The following is a 17,199-nucleotide window of genomic DNA, read 5'->3' as shown; positions in this document are numbered from 1 at the left end:
CTAAATCTCGTCCATAAATGCCGTGAGGAAGTCGCGCAGACGCTTGTCGCGTTCGGCGGCAAGGGCGCGACCCGCCACCGTCTGAAATCCCTCGGCAAGTTTGAACAGCTTTGTCTGGAAATGGTCAATGGCATAGCGCCGGTCGTCGAGGGGACGGCGTTCGGCAGCCGGATCGAATGGATCATAAAGGCCCGACGCCATGCGGCCGCCGATATAGAAACAGCGCGCCGCTCCCACCATGCCGATTGCGTCGAGGCGGTCGGCATCTTGCAATATTCGCGCTTCCAGGGTTTCCGGAGTGATGTTGGCAGAAAAGCTGTGGGTGGTGATCGCATGCGCAACGGCCGCGATCTCATCTGCCGCCCAGCCCAGTTTCTTCAGAATGCCGGATGCCTTCTCTGCCGCGAGTGCCGAAGCTTTGGAGCGCAACGGTGAGCTCTTTTCGACCGCGACGCAGTCATGGAGCAGCACGGCGGCGGCTAGGATCCGACCGTTTCCGCCCTCTGTTGCGTGTATCCGCATCGCATTGCGGAAGACGCGAAGGATATGGGCAAGGTCATGCGACCCGTCATCGCCTTCCGTGGCGTAGGGAGTGAGTTTGGCCGCGAGACTTTCAAAGGGAGAAAAGGCCTTGGCTTCGAACATGCCTGTCACCGGATTTTTGGAGTGCTGGGGGTTTCGCATAAAGCTTCCGGACACGAGTCGCAATGAAGCTCTCAGCTCGCCTTCGTCATGGATCCCGAGCATGATGCTGAAAGCAGCCGCGCGACGTCCGGGGCAGGTCTCGGCGGGCTGATGTAGTAGCCTTGAATCTCGTCGCATTCCTCTCTTTCGAGCAGGCTCTTCTGTTCGGCCGTCTCGACGCCCTCGACGGTGACGCGCATGCCGAGCGCATCGCCGAGCAGGATGATCGCGTGCATGATGGCATAGGCTTCCTTGTTTTCGGCGATTCCGCAGACGAATGATTTGTCGATCTTGATCTTGTCGAAGGGAAAGCTGCTCAGGTAGCTGAGCGACGAATAACCGGTGCCGAAATCATCCATGGAAATCCGGATGCCGCGCTCCTTCAGGGCATGAAGGATCGGCAGCGTATCGTCGAGATTTTCCATCAGCACGCTTTCGGTGATCTCCAGTTCCAGACGCGCCGGGGATATCGCAGCCTCCGCAATCGCCTCATCGACATCGGCCAGCAGATCGCTGCTGGTGAACTGGATCGCCGAGACGTTGACGGCGATCTTGATGTGTTGCGGCCAGCAAGCCGCCTCGCTGCACGCCTTTCTCAGGACCCACCGCCCGATATCGACGACCAGCCCGACCTCTTCGGCAAGTGGGATGAACTCCATCGGCGGCACGCGGCCGCGTGTTGGATGGTTCCAGCGTACGAGGGCCTCGAAACCGCAAATGCGCTGCTGACGCAGGTCGTAGAGCGGCTGGTAATGCAGTTCGAATTCGTCGCTGTGCAATGCCAGCCGAAGGTCGGCTTCGAGCGCGTGGCGGGCCTGGATGCGGGATGCCATCTCGCTCGTGAAGAAGCGCTCGTGCTTGCGTCCGTCCGCCTTGGCCTGCGAGAGCGCGACACCGGCATTGCGGAGCAATACGTCGGTCTCGGCACCGTCTTCTGGCGCGAGTGCAATTCCCATCGAGACGCTGAGCTCGATCTGCTTGTCGCCGCGAAAGAAGGGCTCGGAAAGCTCGCGGCGGATCTGGTCGGCAAGCGCCGTGACATTCCACGGCTGCTGCCGTCCACGTTGAAGAATCGCGAATTCATCGGAGCCGAGGCGGGCCAGCATGTTCTCGCCGCTAGCTGACGCACGGATGCGTTCTGCAACCTGGCGAAGGATGGTGTCGCCGGTCGAAACGCCCATCGTATCGTTGATCGATTTGAAGCGGTCGAGGTTCAGGTGCACGAGCGCGATCTGCTCGTCCGGAGCGCGCTCGGAAAGGGCGGCATCGACCTGCTCGCGGAAACGGATGCGGTTCGGCAGACCGGTCAGCGGATCGTGATGCGCGAGGTGTGCGATCCGCTCGGCGGCCTTGCGCTCCTCGGTGACGTCGGAATGGATCGCGATATTGCTGCCATCCGGTAAGACGGTCACAACACTGACGATTACGCGGCCGTCGTCCATCAGCCATTCGCGCCGGCGAATTTTACCTTGGCCGGGCGGCATTGCAGACGCCTGTTTGGAGCGGCAAGGGGATCGAACCGTCTTCCTCTCTTTTCCGGGGATCCTGGCGCTGAGAGCCCGCACAGAAACTCCAGGGACTGCCTGATCGGCGAAAAAACCGAAGAGCTGGCGGAACCGGTCGTTGCAGAGGATCAGGCGCTGTGCCGAATCGAAGACGCTGAGACCGAGCGGCAGGTTATCGAGCACGAGGGCGAAAAGGGCATGGTTGCGGCCGTGGCTTCGATAGGTCTCGATGACCAGCGCCACGAGGCGCATCGCGTCGACTGAACCGTCGTTGTTTACGGCTTGGGTGCATTGCTGCCAAAAGAGCGTTTCAGCATCCATGAGGGCAATTATCCTGCATGCAGGTCGCTGCGAATCAACGCCGATCCCATAGCTCAAATCCGAGCAGGAAACGCCGCGCTTCGCACCGGGCATGCAAAGGCCTTTCTGAAAATCTTTGAAATATTCGATTTAAACAATACCGGAAACGACCGGTTCTGCTGCGGCAACCCGTTGCAATCATTATCTGTTGGCCGAATTAACAATCGGTTGCCTGCGAAGTATATAAGAAACCGTATATTTCCAGCTATGCCACGTGCACGCGTAGGATGCAAGGCGGTAAGCTTCGTGTAAAAGCTTTGTCAACCTTGATTAATGAGAAGTTAACAGCTTATTGACCCGACTCGCAAATCAGTCTATCCACCGAGTCAGTTTTGATTTTCCCCCATCGTATTGCGTACAGACATCACCGGAAAAAAGGCGGTGAACGGAGGTTTGTATGACTCATGTTTCATCTGTTTCAGAAACGTCTTATGCCTATTTGGCGACCCTTTCGCGGCTGGACGCGAATGGTGACGGCGTATTGAGCCGCGGGGAGCGTGCAGCTGATGAAAAGCCCGGCATTCTCAAGCGGTTCAGTGAAGACGATCCGGGACGCCAGCCCCGCTCCACCGCTGGCGACAATGTTCTCGCGCTGATGATCGAACTTGGCGATAGCGGCGCTGCGAGCGTTGCGTCGAATTCCCAGGATACGGCAGTCGAGAGCGACTATGCCTCCGAGCTCTATCGCAATACATACGGCCAGTACGATCTCGGTATCGCGTCCTGAGCTTGACTTGCAGCAAGCGCTGAAGCCGGCCTCGAATGGCCGGCTTTTCTTTTGCCTGATCTGCAGCAGGAACACCTTCCCGGATGAGGCGTTGGGAACAATAAGCTCTCAAAAATGGAAGGAATCCGGATGGCAAGGATAGTCACAATCGCAGCACTCGCCGTTGCCGCAACGGCTTCGATGGCATTTGCGCAGGATAAGCAGACAGCGGTTGCAAATTTTGTCGGCGAGGACGGCAAGGAGAACGGCCGTGCGACGCTGACGGCTGCGGCCAGCGGCGGCGTATTGATCGAGCTCGAGGTCTCCGGGCTTCCGTCAAACCGATGGGTGGGGTTCCATATCCACGAAGTCGGCAAATGCGACCCGGCCACCCATCATGAATCGGCAGGCAAGCATTTCAATCCGACGGAGGCCGAGCACGGCATCCTGACAGCCAAGGGTCCGCATGCCGGCGATATGCCGAACCAATTTGTCGACCAACACGGCGTCCTGCGCGCCCAGGTCTTCAACAGCATGGCCACGCTTGACGGCAAGGAGGACGGCGTTCGCGGCCGCGCGTTGATGATTCACGCAAATTCGGATGACTATCGCAGTCAGCCGGCGGGTGATGCAGGTGCAAGGCTCGCTTGCGGCGTTATCGAATGAAGGGTCAGGCGCGCCGTCTTCTCAACTGTAGTAGAAGCGCTCGGCGTACCAGTCCGTCGAAGCCATCGGCTTTTCCTGCGCGACCCATCGGGCGATATCGCTTTCCTCCAGCAAATCCGCCGTCGCCTGATCTTCAATGCCGACAAAGATGAGATTGGTATTTTCCCTGAGGCGCGGATCGAGCGTAAAGCCCATCCGGCTGTCATTGGCGCTGTGAAGCAGGTCCATCCGGACATAGAAGAATTCCGGATGATAGCTCATATCGCTTGCCTCGTTGAAGGCATGCGCGACGTCGATGACCGACTTTGCCGGCCCACTATAGGCCGTAATCGCCTCGTTAAGCCCGAAGGTCGCCCCGTAAAGAGCGGCGGAGCGGGCAGGAATGATGGTGATTTCGCCGTTTGTCAGATCGATCTGCTGACCGGAAAAGCCGCTGAGCTGACCGTCGAGCGTGCCTCGGAAGAAATAGGAGAAGCGCCCGCGCGTCAGATAGATCGCCTGCCAGCGAAACCGAATATATTCCTCCGACGGCCCCATAAGGTCCTTCAGGGTCAGCAGGCACTGCAGAAACGTATCGCGGTAGTTCGGTAGCCGCATCGGTCAATCTCCTTGGGAGGGTAACCGATGGAGAGTCAAAACGTTCCGTGCCGGAGTGCCGGTTGCCTACCGGCGAGCTTTTCGTTCTGGCGTTGCAGGCTCTTCGGCTATCATTTCGGCATCGGCGACCGCTGCCGGCCCGGACTGTATTTCGGCGCCGTATAGGGGAATGAGATGCCCGGCCTGATCGATGGCGAGCTTGGCACGCTTGATCATGTCGCGGCTCACGCCCCACCAGTCCCCGGTCCTGGCCCAATAGCGCAGCGTGAGACCGATCGTTGCGCCGCTCATGCTGTCGATGAAGACGGCAGGCGCTGGTGTTTTCAGGATGCGCGGGTCGGCCTTGGCAAAGCCGAGCAATCGCTCCATGGCGGCATCGGCATCGTCTTCATAGGCGAGGTTTATCTTCAACTCGTTCTGGCGCGTCGGTTCCCGGCTGTAGTTGGTGATCGGCGTGTTCCAGAGGATCGAATTCGGAGCGAGCCGATAGAGCCCGTCAAATGTCTTGAACTCCGTGGCGAAGAGACCGATCTCGCGAACGGTGCCCGAGACGCTGCTCGTCTCGATATATTCCCCGACCCGGAAGGGGCGTAGGATGAGCAGCATGATACCCGCCGCGATATTCTGCAGCGTTCCCTGCAACGCCAGGCCAATCGCCAGGCCCGCAGCGCCAAGAGCAGCGATGATCGACGCAGTCTGAACGCCGAATCGGGCAAGAACCGTGACAAAAACGAGGATCAGCAGAGCATAGCGCAAGACATTCGTGAAGAAACGCGCCAGCGTTTCGTCGATGCCACGCACCCGCGACATGCCTTCATACGCCCAACGGCTCACGAAGCTCGCCATGACCCAGCCGGCGATCAGAAGGATAATCGCTCCGAGGATCGAGAAAGAGTATTGCACGGCAAGCGCGCTTGCCTCGTTGAGCGCGGTGCGGGTTGCCGCGATGACGTCCGTTGCCTGCTCCATGCCAAAGCTAGATGGGGCAGACGGCAGAACCGTCAACCGCTAAATTCTGTCGTCACCGAGAGCACGAAAGGCGCATTTCCATCGGCATCAGCACCGCGTCCGATGGCGCGGACGGCATCCACCAGACGGCCCTTTCTTTGGAGCAGCACATCGCCGATCTCGACGATGCGGGCATTGGGCGTCGCATAGGGCGAGGCGCTGCGCAGGCGCTTTGCCAGCGCCATCTCGTCCTGGTCCGGCGCAAGCGAAAGCGCGGCGATCAGGGCTGCGGCGGGAGAGCGGGAGACTCCCATCCAGCAATGGATCAGCAGGGGCGAGCGCTGATCCCAGGCGGCGGCAAAATCGATCAGCTGGCGCACATGCGCCTCCTCAGGTGCGACCAGATTTCCCGTTCCCTTGAAGGCGATGTCGTTCATGTACAGGAGCAGGTGGCGGTCGGCGGCAATCACGCCGGGCCGGTGGAAGGCCTGTTCCTTTGCCATCAGGCTGATCATTTCCCGCGCGCCGTGGCGAACCGCCATTTCGGCGATCCGGAAAAGCGGCGAGACGACGATCCTCGTCATGGTTTCGCGCTCCTGCGCATCGTCTCGATCGCCTCGAAGCGCTCGCAGAAGAGCCGCTGTGCCTCCAGCGCCGGAAGCGGCTCGATCAAGAGCATGTCCTTGCTGATGCCGCGCGGCTGGCCGAAGAATTTCCGGGCTTCGACAGGCGTGAAGCCGGCCAGGCAGGTGGCCTCGAAATAGGCCGCGATCGTATCGGCCTTCTTGATCTTGTCCTTGAGTTCCCGTGACGGGTGCGGCGGCAGGCCGAAGCGCAAGTGAACCGCCGCCTCGAGACGCTTCTCCACTGCCTTATAGCCGCCGCCGACGACCGACTTGAACGGCGAGATCATGTCGCCGATCACATATTCCGGGGCATCGTGCAGCAGCGCCATCATGCAATCGTCCGGCGTAGCATCGTTGAACCGCCGGAAGATGTCCTCGACGACGAGGCAGTGCTGGGCGACGGAGAAGGCATGGTTCCCGCAGGTCTGGCCGTTCCAACGCGCCACACGTGCGAGCCCGTGGGCGATATCGGTGAGTTCAACATCGAGCGGCGAGGGGTCGAGCAGATCCAGGCGTCGGCCAGACAGCATGCGCTGCCATGCGCGCGGCTCCTTGCTCACGCGCTCGCCTCGTCGGCGCTCGCAGGGAAGTTGAGGCCGGACCAAGGCGGCAGTCTTAGCGAAACGGTCGTCTCTCCCGCCAGCAGCGGAATGCCGCTTGCGATGGCTTCGCCGACGCGATCGATGCGAACGATCGCAAGCCCATTGCTGCCGACGACGGTGCCCAAAGCGCCGACCGGCTTTCCGGCGGCGGTGATCTCGGTCCCCGTCGCGGGCAGATCGGCATCGGCGCTGACTGATACGACACGCCGGCGCGCGGTGCCGCGATGTTGCATGCGGGATACCACCTCCTGACCGACATAGCATCCCTTCCTGAAGGAAAGACCACCGTTCAGGTCCAGCAGCACGTCATGCGGAAACGCATCCTGGAGGGCGAAATCCGCACCGGAAATCGCAATGCCATGCGCGGCGCGCAGGGCATCATAAAGCATGGGATCCGCCGTGCCATGATTGCCACGGCGGATGAGAAGCACCCCCCCGGCCTTCGCAAAGCGACTGTCGGCCACGCCTTCCGCGGCCTCTTCGTCCCAGGACACGGTAACGCCTTGCTCTTCGACCGGTTCAAGTGTCACAGCGGCGTGCAGCTTGTACATGGCCAGCCGCTTCAAGAGCGCATCCCGCTGGCCGGCGTCCGTCTCGATGATGAAATCGGCACCGTCGCGCCAGATCATGAAGTCGAACAGGATCTTGCCCTGCGGCGTCAGCAGCGCGCCCGGCCGCGCTTCGCTTGCCGAAAGCGAGACGATGTCGGTGGTAATGAGATTGTGCAGAAAAGCTTCGGCGTCGGCCCCGCTGACGCGGATAAGCGCGCGATTCTTCAGAAAGACGGCTGGCATGGTGGAACCTGTCGCGTTCGTTATCGCTCAGAAGTAAGTCTTCGATGCGCTGGCTGCAAGCGGGGTTGAAAGGCCAAGCTCAGTCGCCGGCCGTGAAGAACTTCCATTTGCCGGCGGGCGTAATGCCGAGACGGTAGAAATTGTAGCCGCCGAATTCCTGCATGTCGGAAAGGTCGCCCGCAGTGACGATGCGCAACAGTTCCACGCGTTCCGGCGGGGTCAGAGCCTTCAAATCTTTCTCGGCGAAATAAGGCCAGACATACATCTCTTCCGGCGTGCCTGCGCCGACATGCACGAAACCGGTCGAGATCACGTCGAGCATGATTGCAAGGATCTCGTCGCCGTCCGGGTCACCCGATAGGTCTTTCAGCGTGCCGATCGGGTCGTCCGTCGGTTCGCCCACTGACACTTGCGTCTGTTCGGCACCGGTGCCGAAGAGCGGCCGCAAGCGCTCCAGGTCGCCGGATGCTGCGGCTTCTACGATCTGCTCGCGCATGCGGCGCACCGGTTCCGGCACCTTGCTGATATCGTAGATTACTTCGACAGGCTTCGAATCGTCACTCGCGCCGGGCGTCGTGTCGCTGCCTTGGCTACTGTCCTTGCTGACGAGGGGATCTGGCATCGGCACGCCCGGAGACGTTGAAGACGGTGCCTGGGACTGTCCGGAATTTTTCTGATCGGCCGCCTGCGGATCGGCTTGGGCCGGAATCTTCTGGAGTTCAGAAAGAGCATTTGCCGAAGGAGCCGCCAGAATGCCGGCGCTGAGACAAACAGCGAGCAGGAGCGGCGCGATCGGAAGCCGCGGTTCGGTGTCCTTACCGGTACGCATGAGGACTCTCTGTTATTGCAGGGTGCGGTTCGGAGAAAATTCGCCACCCAGCATACGTTCGCGCAACGAATCAAGCAGCGCCTCTGCACCCTTTTCGCCATGGCGGCGGATCGTTTCGCGCAGCGCTTGAACGATTGCCGTGTCGGCAATGATCTCTGGCTCGATACCGTCAGCCATACCGTCGGCCCAGGCTTCGTTGTGGTACTCCAGAGCCGCCTGCATCTTTTCGTGGACGATCATGTCGTCGATGTCATTGAGGCTTGGTTCCATCATCTCTTCCTCAAATTGCATGCCTTACTGCCTGGTTAACAACTCTATCAGCCTTTTCCCAAAACGACACGTGCGCGAGTGAAAACAGGTTAATTTATCCCTAATTTCCAAAGCGCGAGGTAATTTCTGTGGCGAGTGTTGCACCTTCGTTACGGTAGCGCTCTTCTGCCACGATGGCTGATGGAGTGCAATCGGTGTAGACCGAAGCAAAAGCGCGGTAGCCGCGGTTGAACGCTGCCGTCAGCTTTTCCTTCCGTTGTGGTTCGTCTTTCGTCTCCGAATCGAGCAGCTTTTGCATGTCGCTTCGCCATTCGCCGCTGTCTGGCGCCTTGCAAAGCGTTCGCAGGTAGTGGACCGAGCCGATCACCTCCGCCAGCCGCCAAAGCTTGTCGTCGTAAGGCACGACAACGGGCGCTGCCGGCACGACTTCGGAAACCGCCGGCGGAGCCTTGTCCTGCGCCCATGCCGCATCCGCTATTGCCGAACCGGCGCAGACAACAAGAGACAGAAAAACGCGTTGAACGGGAATCATATTGATAGATGATACCTGCGCCGTGACCGGAACAAGGCAGGCTGATGACTATCCACGCCGTTATTGTGGCACGGAGAGCCGTTCGGCACATTCAAGCACCGACTGCGGCACCGGCAAGCGGCGGATTTCCTCGACGGTGTACCAGCCGAGAGCCGCTGCGTCGTCTGACGCCTCGGCCACCGCTTCCCCGTCAGCTTCCACCGTGAAGACCGAAAGGAGAAAGTGGCTGCTGACGCTGCCGTCGGCGGCATGGGCCTTAAGGTCGTAGGTCGCAAAAAGCTGCGGACTATAGGCGCGGATGCCGGTCTCCTCCTCAAATTCGCGCAGTGCCGTTTGATCAGGCGTCTCGCCATCCTCCGCCCGGCCGCCGGGGAAGGCATACATATCCGCAGACGGCGGGTTGCGGCGGAGCACGAGGAGAAAGCGGCCGTCTCGCTCGAGGATCGCTGAAGACGCTGCTCTTGGTTTGGAAGTCATGACCTGCCGTCTCTACACTCAGCCGGGGATTTCCGTATTCTCGTTTTGAATATTCAATCGCCGACTCGAAGGGAAGGACACCCTGACCTATTTCATCTACGCTTTTGCAGCACTCTTCGAAATCGCGGGCTGCTTTGCCTTCTGGGCCTGGCTGAGGCTGGGCAAGCCGATTGGGTGGCTCGCGCCGGGCATCGTCTCACTTGCCCTCTTCGCCTGGCTTCTGACGCTGGTGCCGAGTGTGGCGGCCGGGCGTACCTTTGCGGCCTATGGAGGCATTTATATCGTCGCATCGCTTGTCTGGTTGTGGCTTGCGGAAAATCGTGTTCCGGACCGCTGGGATATCGGCGGGGCGGCCGTCTGCCTTGCCGGAACGGCGATCATTCTCTTCGGGCCGCGCAGCTAGGGTTGCGCCTTGACCGTTGCGAAACAGGGTGCAAAGACAACGCCATGTGCGGACGCTATGCATTGACGCTGACCCCGGAGGAATTGAAGGAAATACTTGGGCTGCTGGAGCTCGGGGACTTTCCCGCGCGCTACAATATTGCGCCGACGCAGCCGATCCTCGTCGTCGTGTCCGGCGACGCGCATGAGCGTGGCAGCAATCTTCCGGATCGCCGCGCCGTGCTGGTCCGTTGGGGGTTCACGCCGTCCTGGGTCAAGGATCCGAAGGAATTTCCGCTGCTCATCAATGCGAGGGCCGAAACCGCAATCGGCAAACCATCCTTCCGCGCCGCGATGCGCCATCGCCGTGTCCTCGTCCCGGCTTCCGGCTTTTATGAATGGCATCGTCCCTCGAAAGAAAGCGGCAAAAAATCCCAGCCTTACTGGATCAGGCCCCGCCGCGGCGGTGTGGTTGCCTTCGCCGGCCTGATGGAGACCTGGTCGTCGGCCGACGGCTCGGAAGTCGATACGGGCGCGATCCTGACCACGGCGGCCAACGCTTCCATCGCAACGATCCATGACCGCATGCCGGTCGTCATCAAGCCGGAGGATTTCGCCCGCTGGCTCGACTGCAAGACGCAGGAACCACGCGATGTCGCCGCTCTGATGCAGCCGGCGGACGAGGATTTCTTCGAAGCGATCCCCGTCGCAGACAAGGTCAACAAGGTCACTAACATGGGAGCCGACCTGCAGACGCCCTTGGTGATCGAGACGCTGCCGAAACCGCCCGGCAAGAAAGCTGACGACGGCCAGCTTAGCTTCTTCTGAAACATTCAGCATTTTCCTGAAACCCAATGTTCGCGATCACGGCTGCCCTTACGGGTTTGGGGTTCGGACAGGATCGCCTACGGGCCGCCGTCGCGTCGTTCCTCTGGTTTCTGGCTTGGGATATGGCGCGCGTCTTCTGAAGCTGGTATTCGCAAAACCCGCCGCGTGGCGGGTTCTCGATGTCATCATCGGTATCGTCCGTCCTGAGCCTGCCGGCTCAGCCGGCTCGTTCGCTTCTTCCGCCCGGCTTAGGCGATCTTCTTGACTAGGGCCGGCTTGCTCTTCACCATCAGCGCGGCGGCCAGAACGGCCTTGAGGCCGAGCGGGCGGTAATGTGTGCTCAGATCCGGCTTTGCCGCTTGTTCCGCCTGGTCTGTCTTCTTCGAGGTCACGATACTCTCCTTACACGCTTCCCTAGCCTTTTTTATTGTTCTGCTCTTTTGTCGCCAATAACGACAAAATAGAGGCATGGCTTATCAGGAATTGTGTACGCAATGCACATTGCGCGAGGCTTGATGCGCAGCCTGGCGTTCGTCGGGGCTTACCGGGAGAGTAGGAAATCAGATGTGGCGGCCGATATCGTCGTCGCCGTCGCCGGGTTCTTCGATCGTGAGCGTGCCGTACTTTAATCGCCATTTACGTGCTCCGAAGGGCAGCGACAGCAGGTAGACGATGACGGTGAACACCATGACTTCCCAGGTGAAGCTCATCAGGAGAGCGACATAGAGCACGACGCCGAGCATCAGCGGCAGCACCAGATCGCGCCGCAAGCGGCTGCCTTCCGACTTGCCGGACCAGACGGGCAGGCGGCTGATGAGAAGGAAAGCGATCAGAATTGTATAGGCCGAAGAGATATAGGCGAAGGTGCGGTCTTCGGTGAGGCCGAGGAAGCCGAGATAGACGGGCAGCAGCACCAGCATGGCACCGGCGGGGGCAGGCACGCCGACGAAATATTCGGATTGCCAGGGCGCGCGATTTTCCCGTTCCGCCATGACGTTAAAGCGGGCGAGGCGGAGACCCGCGGCGATCGCATAGATCAGAGCGGCGATCCAGCCGATGGAGCGCGCGCTGTCCAGCGCGAAGACATAAACGACGAGAGCGGGCGCGACACCGAAATTGACGATGTCGGCGAGCGAATCCATCTGCGCGCCGAACTTGGAGGTCGCTTTCATGAGGCGGGCGATGCGCCCGTCGATGCCGTCGAGAAAAGCGGCCAGGAGCACCATGATCACCGCCAGCTCGTAGCGGCTTTCGAAAGCGAGGCGGATGCCGGTGAGGCCCGCGCAGATCGCCAGAATCGTGATGAGATTCGGAACGACGAGGCGTAGCGGAATTTCGCGCAGCCGCGGACCGCGCGCCGAATCGTTCGGGCCGTTCGGTTCGAAGGGCGGGAAAGGCGTCTCCATAGCACGCTCCATTCGTTCTAGCTGCGGCGGCTGATGACGGGTCCCTTGGGGGAGCCGAATTCAGCAAGTACCGTTTCGCCGGCAATCGCCGTCTGCCCGAGCGAAACACGTGCTGCGGCGCCGGCCGGCAGGAAGACGTCGAGCCTGGAGCCGAAGCGGATAAGGCCGAAACGCTCGCCGGCATCCAGCGGCTCGTTGTTATTGGCCCAGCACAGAATACGGCGGGCGACGAGGCCGGCGATCTGCACGACGCCGATCTGGCCGTGGACGGTCTCGATCACCAGCCCGTTGCGCTCGTTGTCCTCGCTCGCCTTGTCGAGCTCGGCATTCACGAAGCTGCCAGACCGATAACTGATGCTCACGACGCGGCCGCGCATCGGCGCGCGGTTTACATGGCAGTTGAAGACGTTCATGAAGACGGAGATGCGCAGCATCGGTTCGTTGCCTAGGTTCAGCTCGGCGGGCGGCGTCACCATCTGAATCGAGGAGACTTTGCCGTCGGCCGGCGAGATCACCAAGTCATCATCCTGCGGCGTCATGCGCTCGGGATCACGGAAGAAGTAAGCGCACCAGAGCGTCAGGACGAGGCCGACCCAGAAGAGCGGCTCGAATATCCAGCCAAGGATCAGCGAAGCTACGAAGAACGCGGCGACGAATACATAGCCTTCCTTGTGCACCGGAACGATGGTGTTTCGAACGGTATTGAGCAAGCTCATCGACGCTGGTCTCCTCGCGCTTTTTCGTTCCCGCTGGTTATAGAAAAAGTCCTGCGGGAGCAATGCCGTGCCGCTTCCGCCCGACCTTATGGCGTGGTTCTAAACAGCAAAACGACAGAGCGGCTTTTTGGTTCGAACGCTCAGCTTGCCGGCGCGAGACGGGCAACAATGCCCAGGTCGTCGCTTTCGCGCACTTGCTTTAGATGTTCCTCCGCCTGCGTTGCTTCGCGCTGGCGGTTCCACATCGAGGCATAGAGGCCGTTTTTCTTAAGCAGCGCCGCATGCGTTCCGCGCTCGGCGATCTCGCCGCTTTTCAAGACGATAATCTCATCCGCGCCGATGACGGTCGACAGGCGGTGGGCGATGACGAGTGTCGTGCGGTTCTTGGAAACGACGTCGAGGGCCGCCTGGATTTCCCGCTCCGTCGTCGTGTCGAGCGCCGAGGTCGCCTCGTCGAGGATCAGGATCGGGGGCGCCTTGAGGATCGTGCGGGCGATGGCGACGCGCTGTTTCTCGCCACCCGAAAGCTTCAATCCGCGCTCGCCGACCTTGGTTTCGAAGCCCTCCGGCAGCAACTCGATAAAATGCGCGATCTGGGCAATTTCCGCCGCCGTCTTCACCTCGGCATCGCCGGCCGACGGGCGGCCATAACGGATATTGTAGGCGACTGTGTCGTTGAAGAGCACGGTATCTTGCGGAACCATGCCGATCGCCGAGCGAAGGCTCTTTTGCGTGACATGGCGGATATCCTGGCCGTCGACTGTGATCGCGCCGCTCTGGATGTCGTAGAAACGGTAGAGGAGGCGCGACAGCGTCGATTTGCCGGCGCCGGACGGGCCGACGACCGCGACGGTCTTGCCGGCCGGGACTTCGAAGGAAACTCCCCTAAGGATCGGGCGCGCGGGATCGTAGGAGAAATGCACGTCCTTGAAGCTGATCGCGCCCTGGCCGATCCTGAGCGGGGCGGCGTCCGGTGCATCGGTGACCTCGGGCGTCACGTCGAGCAGGTCGAACATCTGCTCGATATCCGTAAGCCCCTGGCGGATTTCGCGATAGACGAAGCCGATGAAGTTCAGCGGGACGGAAAGCTGCAGCAGCATGGAATTGACGAAGACGAAGTCGCCGATGGTCTGCTCGCCGCGCTGGACGGCAAAGGCTGAAAGCAAAAGCATGACTGTCGTGCCGAGGCCGAAGATGACGCCCTGGCCGAAGTTCAGCCAACCGAGCGAGGTCCAGACATCGGTCGCAGCCTTCTCGTAGCGTTCCATCGACCTATCGAAGCGTTTGGCCTCCATCTCCTCGTTGCCGAAGTACTTGACGGTCTCGAAGTTGAGGAGGGAATCGATCGCCTTGGTGTTGGCGTCGGTATCGCTGTCGTTCATCGTCCGGCGGATGGCGATGCGCCAGTCCGACGCGCGGATCGTGAACCAGATATAGGCCCAGACGGTGAAGGCGGTCACTGCGAGATAGGAAAAACCGTAGCCCCACCAGAAGATCACGGCGGTCAGCAGGAATTCGATGACGGTCGGAACCGAGTTCAAGATCGTGAAGCGCACGATCGTCTCGATGCCCTTCGTGCCGCGCTCGATGATCCGCGACAAGCCGCCGGTCTTGCGTTCCAGATGGAAACGCAGCGAAAGTTCGTGGATATGCACGAAAGTCCGGTAGGCAAGCTGGCGCACCGCATATTGGCCAACGCTTGCAAAGAGTGCGTCGCGCAGTTGATTGAGGCCAAGCTGGATCAGGCGGGTGAGGTTATAGGCGATGACCAATACCGTCGCGCCCACGAGGAGCGGCGGCAGGGTTCCGGCGAGATCCACGCGGCCGTTCAGGGCATCGGTCGACCATTTGAAAAAATAGGGAACGAGCAGGAGCACAAACTTGGAGACGAGCAGGTAGACCGTTGCCCAGACGACGCGCATCTTCAGGTCCGTCCGCCCGGAAGGCCACATGTAGGGCCAAAGATTGAAGAGCGTTCGCAGGAGGTTGGATTCCGAAACCGTCTTGCCGTTTGCCATGCCTATCTCCAGCCCGGTCGGGCTCGGCCGCGGATGCGGCGTTTCGATACGGCAAAAGTGCAAAAAGCGGAGATGCCCGATTGAGCCTCCGCAGACAGGATCGCCGTCTCCGCCACATAGGGTGCGCGGCGTGCGAATGCAACATGTGAAAAACCGGGGAAAAAGGCCGGGCGCTATATCGGCCCGGCCTTTTCATCACCTGGTTCGGCTTAAAGGTGCTCGCCCGAAAGGCGCTTGCGATGAAGCTCTTCGGCGTTCGGCAGGGCTTCCTTCGGCAGGCCGAAAATCTGGCCGGGCAGGATGCGGTCCGGATTGTTGATCTGCGTTTCGTTCGCCATGTAGATCGTCGTGTAGCGGACGCCGAGGCCATAGACGCGGCGCGAAATCTGCCACAGCGTGTCGCCGCGGCGGATGATGACGGCGGTGTTGTTCGCCGTCAGTGGCGCCTGCTCGATCGTTTTCGGCTGGCTCGCGTCGGCCGCTGCTTCGTTTGAAGCCGGTGCACCGGCTGCCTTTGGCTGCGCTGGCGTGGCTGCAAGACCATCGATCGCCGTCCCAAGCTTGCCGAGAGCGTCGCCTACGGACTTTGTATCCTTCGGCAGTGCCTGGAGCATGGCGAGCGCGCTTGAGGCCGATTGCGAGGCTGCGCCTGCCGTCTGCTTAAAGGCAGGGGTTGCTTCTGCTGCCGGACGGAATTCGGCGATCGAGCGAAGCGCAAATTCGGTTGCCGATCGCGCTGCCGCAAGCTGCTCGGCGCCGGGAAGCTTGCCGTCGGCAAAAAGGCCCTTCAGCAGCCCAAACGCCTTACCCGCATCGGCTCTCAGCTTGCCGAGTTCACCTTCATCGAGAGGAACCATCGCGGCACCAGCGTCGGTTGCGGACGGGTTCCCGGGTTGTGCCGCTACGGTGACCTGGTCGCCTGCCGGGCGGGTGAAGTTGACGGAGGCGCGAATGAGCACCTTGCCGCTGCCGTCGACGACATCGACGCGGATCTTGTGATCGCCGACCGAAAGGTCCATCACGCCGTCGATGACGAAATGGCCGTCGGCGCCTGCTGTTGCCTTGCCGATCAGGGCGTCGTCCGCATAGGCGATCACGTTGGCATTCGGCTTGGCGGTGCCAGCGACGAAGATCTTCTTGCCTTCGATTTCAACTGCGTTGACCATCACCTCGGCCGGTGCAGAGGAAGCTGCATCGCTTTCGCCGGCCTGCGGTGCACCCGGAACTGTCGGTGCGGTATTGGCAATCTCGGGCGAGCCGGCTGGCAGACCGGGCTGAGCGGAAGCCTGTTCGCCTGCTGCGGGCTGAGCAGCAGGCGTGCCGGCCGTCGGCGCCGTGATGATGCGGCTCGCTGCGCCCGGCTTGGAAACCATGGCGAGCAGCTCGGAGCCACTGCCGTCCTTCGGCACGGAAACGGTTGCGACTTCTTCGGAAGTCAGGCTCTTGCCGTCCTGGCCGGTCACCTTGAGCACGAGCTGGTGGTCGCCGGGCGGCAGCGGGTTGTCGAGGACGGCGGCAAAATCGCCGGTCGGGCCGACATTCGTCGTGGTGACGACCTTGTCGCCGTCCATGACTTCGAGCTTGCTGTTGGGCGTAGCCGACCCGGCGATGACGGTGGACCCGTCCGGCTCTACACGCAGAACGTCGAAAGCCGGGAGCTTCGATCCGATATTCGCATCGGTCGCCGGTGGGCTCGCCGCGGGCTGGCTTCCCATCTTGCCGGACAGCTCGGCTTCGGCCTTGTTAATGGCGGCAAGCGCATCGGCGATGTTTTCCGGCAGGGCCTGGACGATTGCCAGCGCCTTTGCAGCGCCGTCCTTGGCTTTCGTGGCAGCGGTAGCGGTCGCTGGATCGGTGCCTTCGGGGACTGCGAAGTCGGCGAGCGCCTTCAGCGAGCCCGCCGCCTTCGTCTTGGCGGCATCGAATGCTTCGGTCGTCGGACCCTTGCCGTCCGCAAAGAGCGCCTTAAGTTGCGTAAGAGACTGACCTGCATCGGCCGAAAGACGGCCGAGCTTCTCGGTCGTAGCCGCCGTGTCGGCAGCCGCGTTCCGCGCGCTCTTGCCGGCTTCTTCAACCGTGTTCTTGACCTCGGAGCCTGCTTGATTGATGGCATCGCCGATTTTCGACGGGTCTTCGCCGATCCGGGGCATGACCACGAAGACCATCAAAAGGATCGCAACTGCAAGCACTGCGAAAGCCAGCAAGCCGGCACGATTTCTCATCATTCACTCTCCCCAGACGGCAAATGTGCCGT

General features: G+C 61.0%; 20 protein-coding genes and 1 pseudogene. 5 read left to right on the top strand and 16 right to left on the bottom strand.

What is annotated here, in order from left to right; all coding sequences use genetic code 11:
• Complete coding sequence (locus BLP23_RS01265; RefSeq protein ID WP_092584214.1) at positions 1 to 645, bottom strand: HD domain-containing protein; 645 nt, start codon at positions 643 to 645, stop codon at positions 1 to 3.
• 71 nt (positions 646 to 716) lie between these two features.
• Positions 717 to 2,510: an EAL domain-containing protein gene (locus BLP23_RS01260; protein WP_092583204.1), complete on the bottom strand. Its 1,794-nt coding sequence runs from the start codon at positions 2,508 to 2,510 to the stop codon at positions 717 to 719.
• A gap of 436 nt (positions 2,511 to 2,946) precedes the next feature.
• Between BLP23_RS01260 and BLP23_RS01255 the strand changes: the two genes are divergently transcribed.
• Both BLP23_RS01255 and BLP23_RS01250 read left to right on the top strand, forming a co-directional pair.
• Positions 2,947 to 3,276, top strand: coding sequence for a hypothetical protein (locus BLP23_RS01255; protein WP_092583203.1), 330 nt, complete (start codon positions 2,947 to 2,949; stop codon positions 3,274 to 3,276).
• Between the two features lie 129 nt (positions 3,277 to 3,405).
• Positions 3,406 to 3,921 (top strand): superoxide dismutase family protein, encoded by a 516-nt coding sequence (locus BLP23_RS01250; RefSeq protein WP_092584213.1) that lies wholly within the window; start codon positions 3,406 to 3,408, stop codon positions 3,919 to 3,921.
• Positions 3,922 to 3,942: 21 nt separating this feature from the next.
• Here BLP23_RS01250 and BLP23_RS01245 read toward each other — a convergent pair whose 3' ends face one another.
• The 9 genes from BLP23_RS01245 to BLP23_RS01205 all read right to left on the bottom strand — a co-directional run bounded on the left by BLP23_RS01245 (position 3,943) and on the right by BLP23_RS01205 (position 9,596).
• The gene (locus tag BLP23_RS01245; protein ID WP_092583202.1) at positions 3,943 to 4,518 is read right to left on the bottom strand and encodes a hypothetical protein; all 576 of its coding nucleotides are present in this window, start codon (positions 4,516 to 4,518) and stop codon (positions 3,943 to 3,945) included.
• Between the two features lie 66 nt (positions 4,519 to 4,584).
• Positions 4,585 to 5,487: a mechanosensitive ion channel family protein gene (locus BLP23_RS01240; RefSeq protein WP_092583201.1), complete on the bottom strand. Its 903-nt coding sequence runs from the start codon at positions 5,485 to 5,487 to the stop codon at positions 4,585 to 4,587.
• Positions 5,488 to 5,519: 32 nt separating this feature from the next.
• Entirely contained in the window at positions 5,520 to 6,050 is a 531-nt protein-coding gene (locus BLP23_RS01235) for a tyrosine phosphatase family protein (protein WP_092583200.1), read from the bottom strand.
• The gene (locus BLP23_RS01230; RefSeq protein WP_051154457.1) at positions 6,047 to 6,622 is read right to left on the bottom strand and encodes an HD domain-containing protein; all 576 of its coding nucleotides are present in this window, start codon (positions 6,620 to 6,622) and stop codon (positions 6,047 to 6,049) included. The genes BLP23_RS01235 and BLP23_RS01230 overlap by 4 nt, the downstream gene beginning before the upstream one ends.
• A gap of 26 nt (positions 6,623 to 6,648) precedes the next feature.
• On the bottom strand, positions 6,649 to 7,488 hold the full coding sequence (gene ygfZ / locus BLP23_RS01225; RefSeq protein ID WP_092583199.1) for a CAF17-like 4Fe-4S cluster assembly/insertion protein YgfZ: 840 nt from the start codon (positions 7,486 to 7,488) through the stop codon (positions 6,649 to 6,651).
• 79 nt (positions 7,489 to 7,567) lie between these two features.
• Positions 7,568 to 8,317 carry a hypothetical protein gene (locus BLP23_RS01220; protein WP_092583198.1) on the bottom strand — a complete coding sequence of 250 codons (750 nt, stop codon included), beginning with the start codon at positions 8,315 to 8,317 and terminating at the stop codon, positions 7,568 to 7,570.
• A 12-nt stretch (positions 8,318 to 8,329) separates the two neighbouring features.
• On the bottom strand, positions 8,330 to 8,587 hold the full coding sequence (locus BLP23_RS01215; protein ID WP_027507415.1) for a hypothetical protein: 258 nt from the start codon (positions 8,585 to 8,587) through the stop codon (positions 8,330 to 8,332).
• Between the two features lie 100 nt (positions 8,588 to 8,687).
• Positions 8,688 to 9,119 (bottom strand): TIGR02301 family protein, encoded by a 432-nt coding sequence (locus BLP23_RS01210; protein ID WP_092583197.1) that lies wholly within the window; start codon positions 9,117 to 9,119, stop codon positions 8,688 to 8,690.
• 60 nt (positions 9,120 to 9,179) lie between these two features.
• Entirely contained in the window at positions 9,180 to 9,596 is a 417-nt protein-coding gene (locus BLP23_RS01205) for an NUDIX hydrolase (protein WP_092583196.1), read from the bottom strand.
• Positions 9,597 to 9,678: 82 nt separating this feature from the next.
• Here BLP23_RS01205 and BLP23_RS01200 point away from each other — a divergent pair, with 82 nt between their 5' ends.
• The 3 genes and pseudogenes from BLP23_RS01200 to BLP23_RS35035 all read left to right on the top strand — a co-directional run.
• Positions 9,679 to 9,999 (top strand): YnfA family protein, encoded by a 321-nt coding sequence (locus tag BLP23_RS01200; protein WP_092583195.1) that lies wholly within the window; start codon positions 9,679 to 9,681, stop codon positions 9,997 to 9,999.
• Between the two features lie 44 nt (positions 10,000 to 10,043).
• The gene (locus tag BLP23_RS01195; RefSeq protein WP_092583194.1) at positions 10,044 to 10,805 is read left to right on the top strand and encodes an SOS response-associated peptidase; all 762 of its coding nucleotides are present in this window, start codon (positions 10,044 to 10,046) and stop codon (positions 10,803 to 10,805) included.
• A gap of 83 nt (positions 10,806 to 10,888) precedes the next feature.
• Positions 10,889 to 11,057 (top strand): annotated as a pseudogene (locus BLP23_RS35035) (amino acid transporter); the annotation flags it as partial.
• Here the strand turns inward: BLP23_RS35035 and BLP23_RS33530 are convergent.
• The 5 genes from BLP23_RS33530 to BLP23_RS01170 form a co-directional block, all read right to left on the bottom strand.
• Entirely contained in the window at positions 11,054 to 11,197 is a 144-nt protein-coding gene (locus BLP23_RS33530; protein WP_167363812.1) for a hypothetical protein, read from the bottom strand. The pseudogene BLP23_RS35035 and the gene BLP23_RS33530 overlap by 4 nt on opposite strands.
• A gap of 168 nt (positions 11,198 to 11,365) precedes the next feature.
• Positions 11,366 to 12,211, bottom strand: a complete 846-nt coding sequence (pssA, locus tag BLP23_RS01185; RefSeq protein WP_092583193.1) for a CDP-diacylglycerol--serine O-phosphatidyltransferase — start codon at positions 12,209 to 12,211, stop codon at positions 11,366 to 11,368.
• Between the two features lie 17 nt (positions 12,212 to 12,228).
• Entirely contained in the window at positions 12,229 to 12,990 is a 762-nt protein-coding gene (locus tag BLP23_RS01180) for a phosphatidylserine decarboxylase (RefSeq protein ID WP_267890057.1), read from the bottom strand.
• A gap of 77 nt (positions 12,991 to 13,067) precedes the next feature.
• Complete coding sequence (locus tag BLP23_RS01175; protein WP_092583191.1) at positions 13,068 to 14,945, bottom strand: ABCB family ABC transporter ATP-binding protein/permease; 1,878 nt, start codon at positions 14,943 to 14,945, stop codon at positions 13,068 to 13,070.
• Between the two features lie 209 nt (positions 14,946 to 15,154).
• On the bottom strand, positions 15,155 to 17,170 hold the full coding sequence (locus BLP23_RS01170; RefSeq protein ID WP_092583190.1) for a LysM peptidoglycan-binding domain-containing protein: 2,016 nt from the start codon (positions 17,168 to 17,170) through the stop codon (positions 15,155 to 15,157).
• Positions 17,171 to 17,199 lie beyond the last annotated feature (29 nt).

Source organism: Rhizobium mongolense subsp. loessense, from assembly GCF_900099775.1.
In the GTDB taxonomy this organism is placed as follows: Bacteria; Pseudomonadota; Alphaproteobacteria; order Rhizobiales; family Rhizobiaceae; genus Rhizobium; species Rhizobium loessense.
The sequence above is the reverse complement of the archived record's forward strand: the minus strand, read 5'-3'. Positions and strand labels throughout refer to the sequence as shown.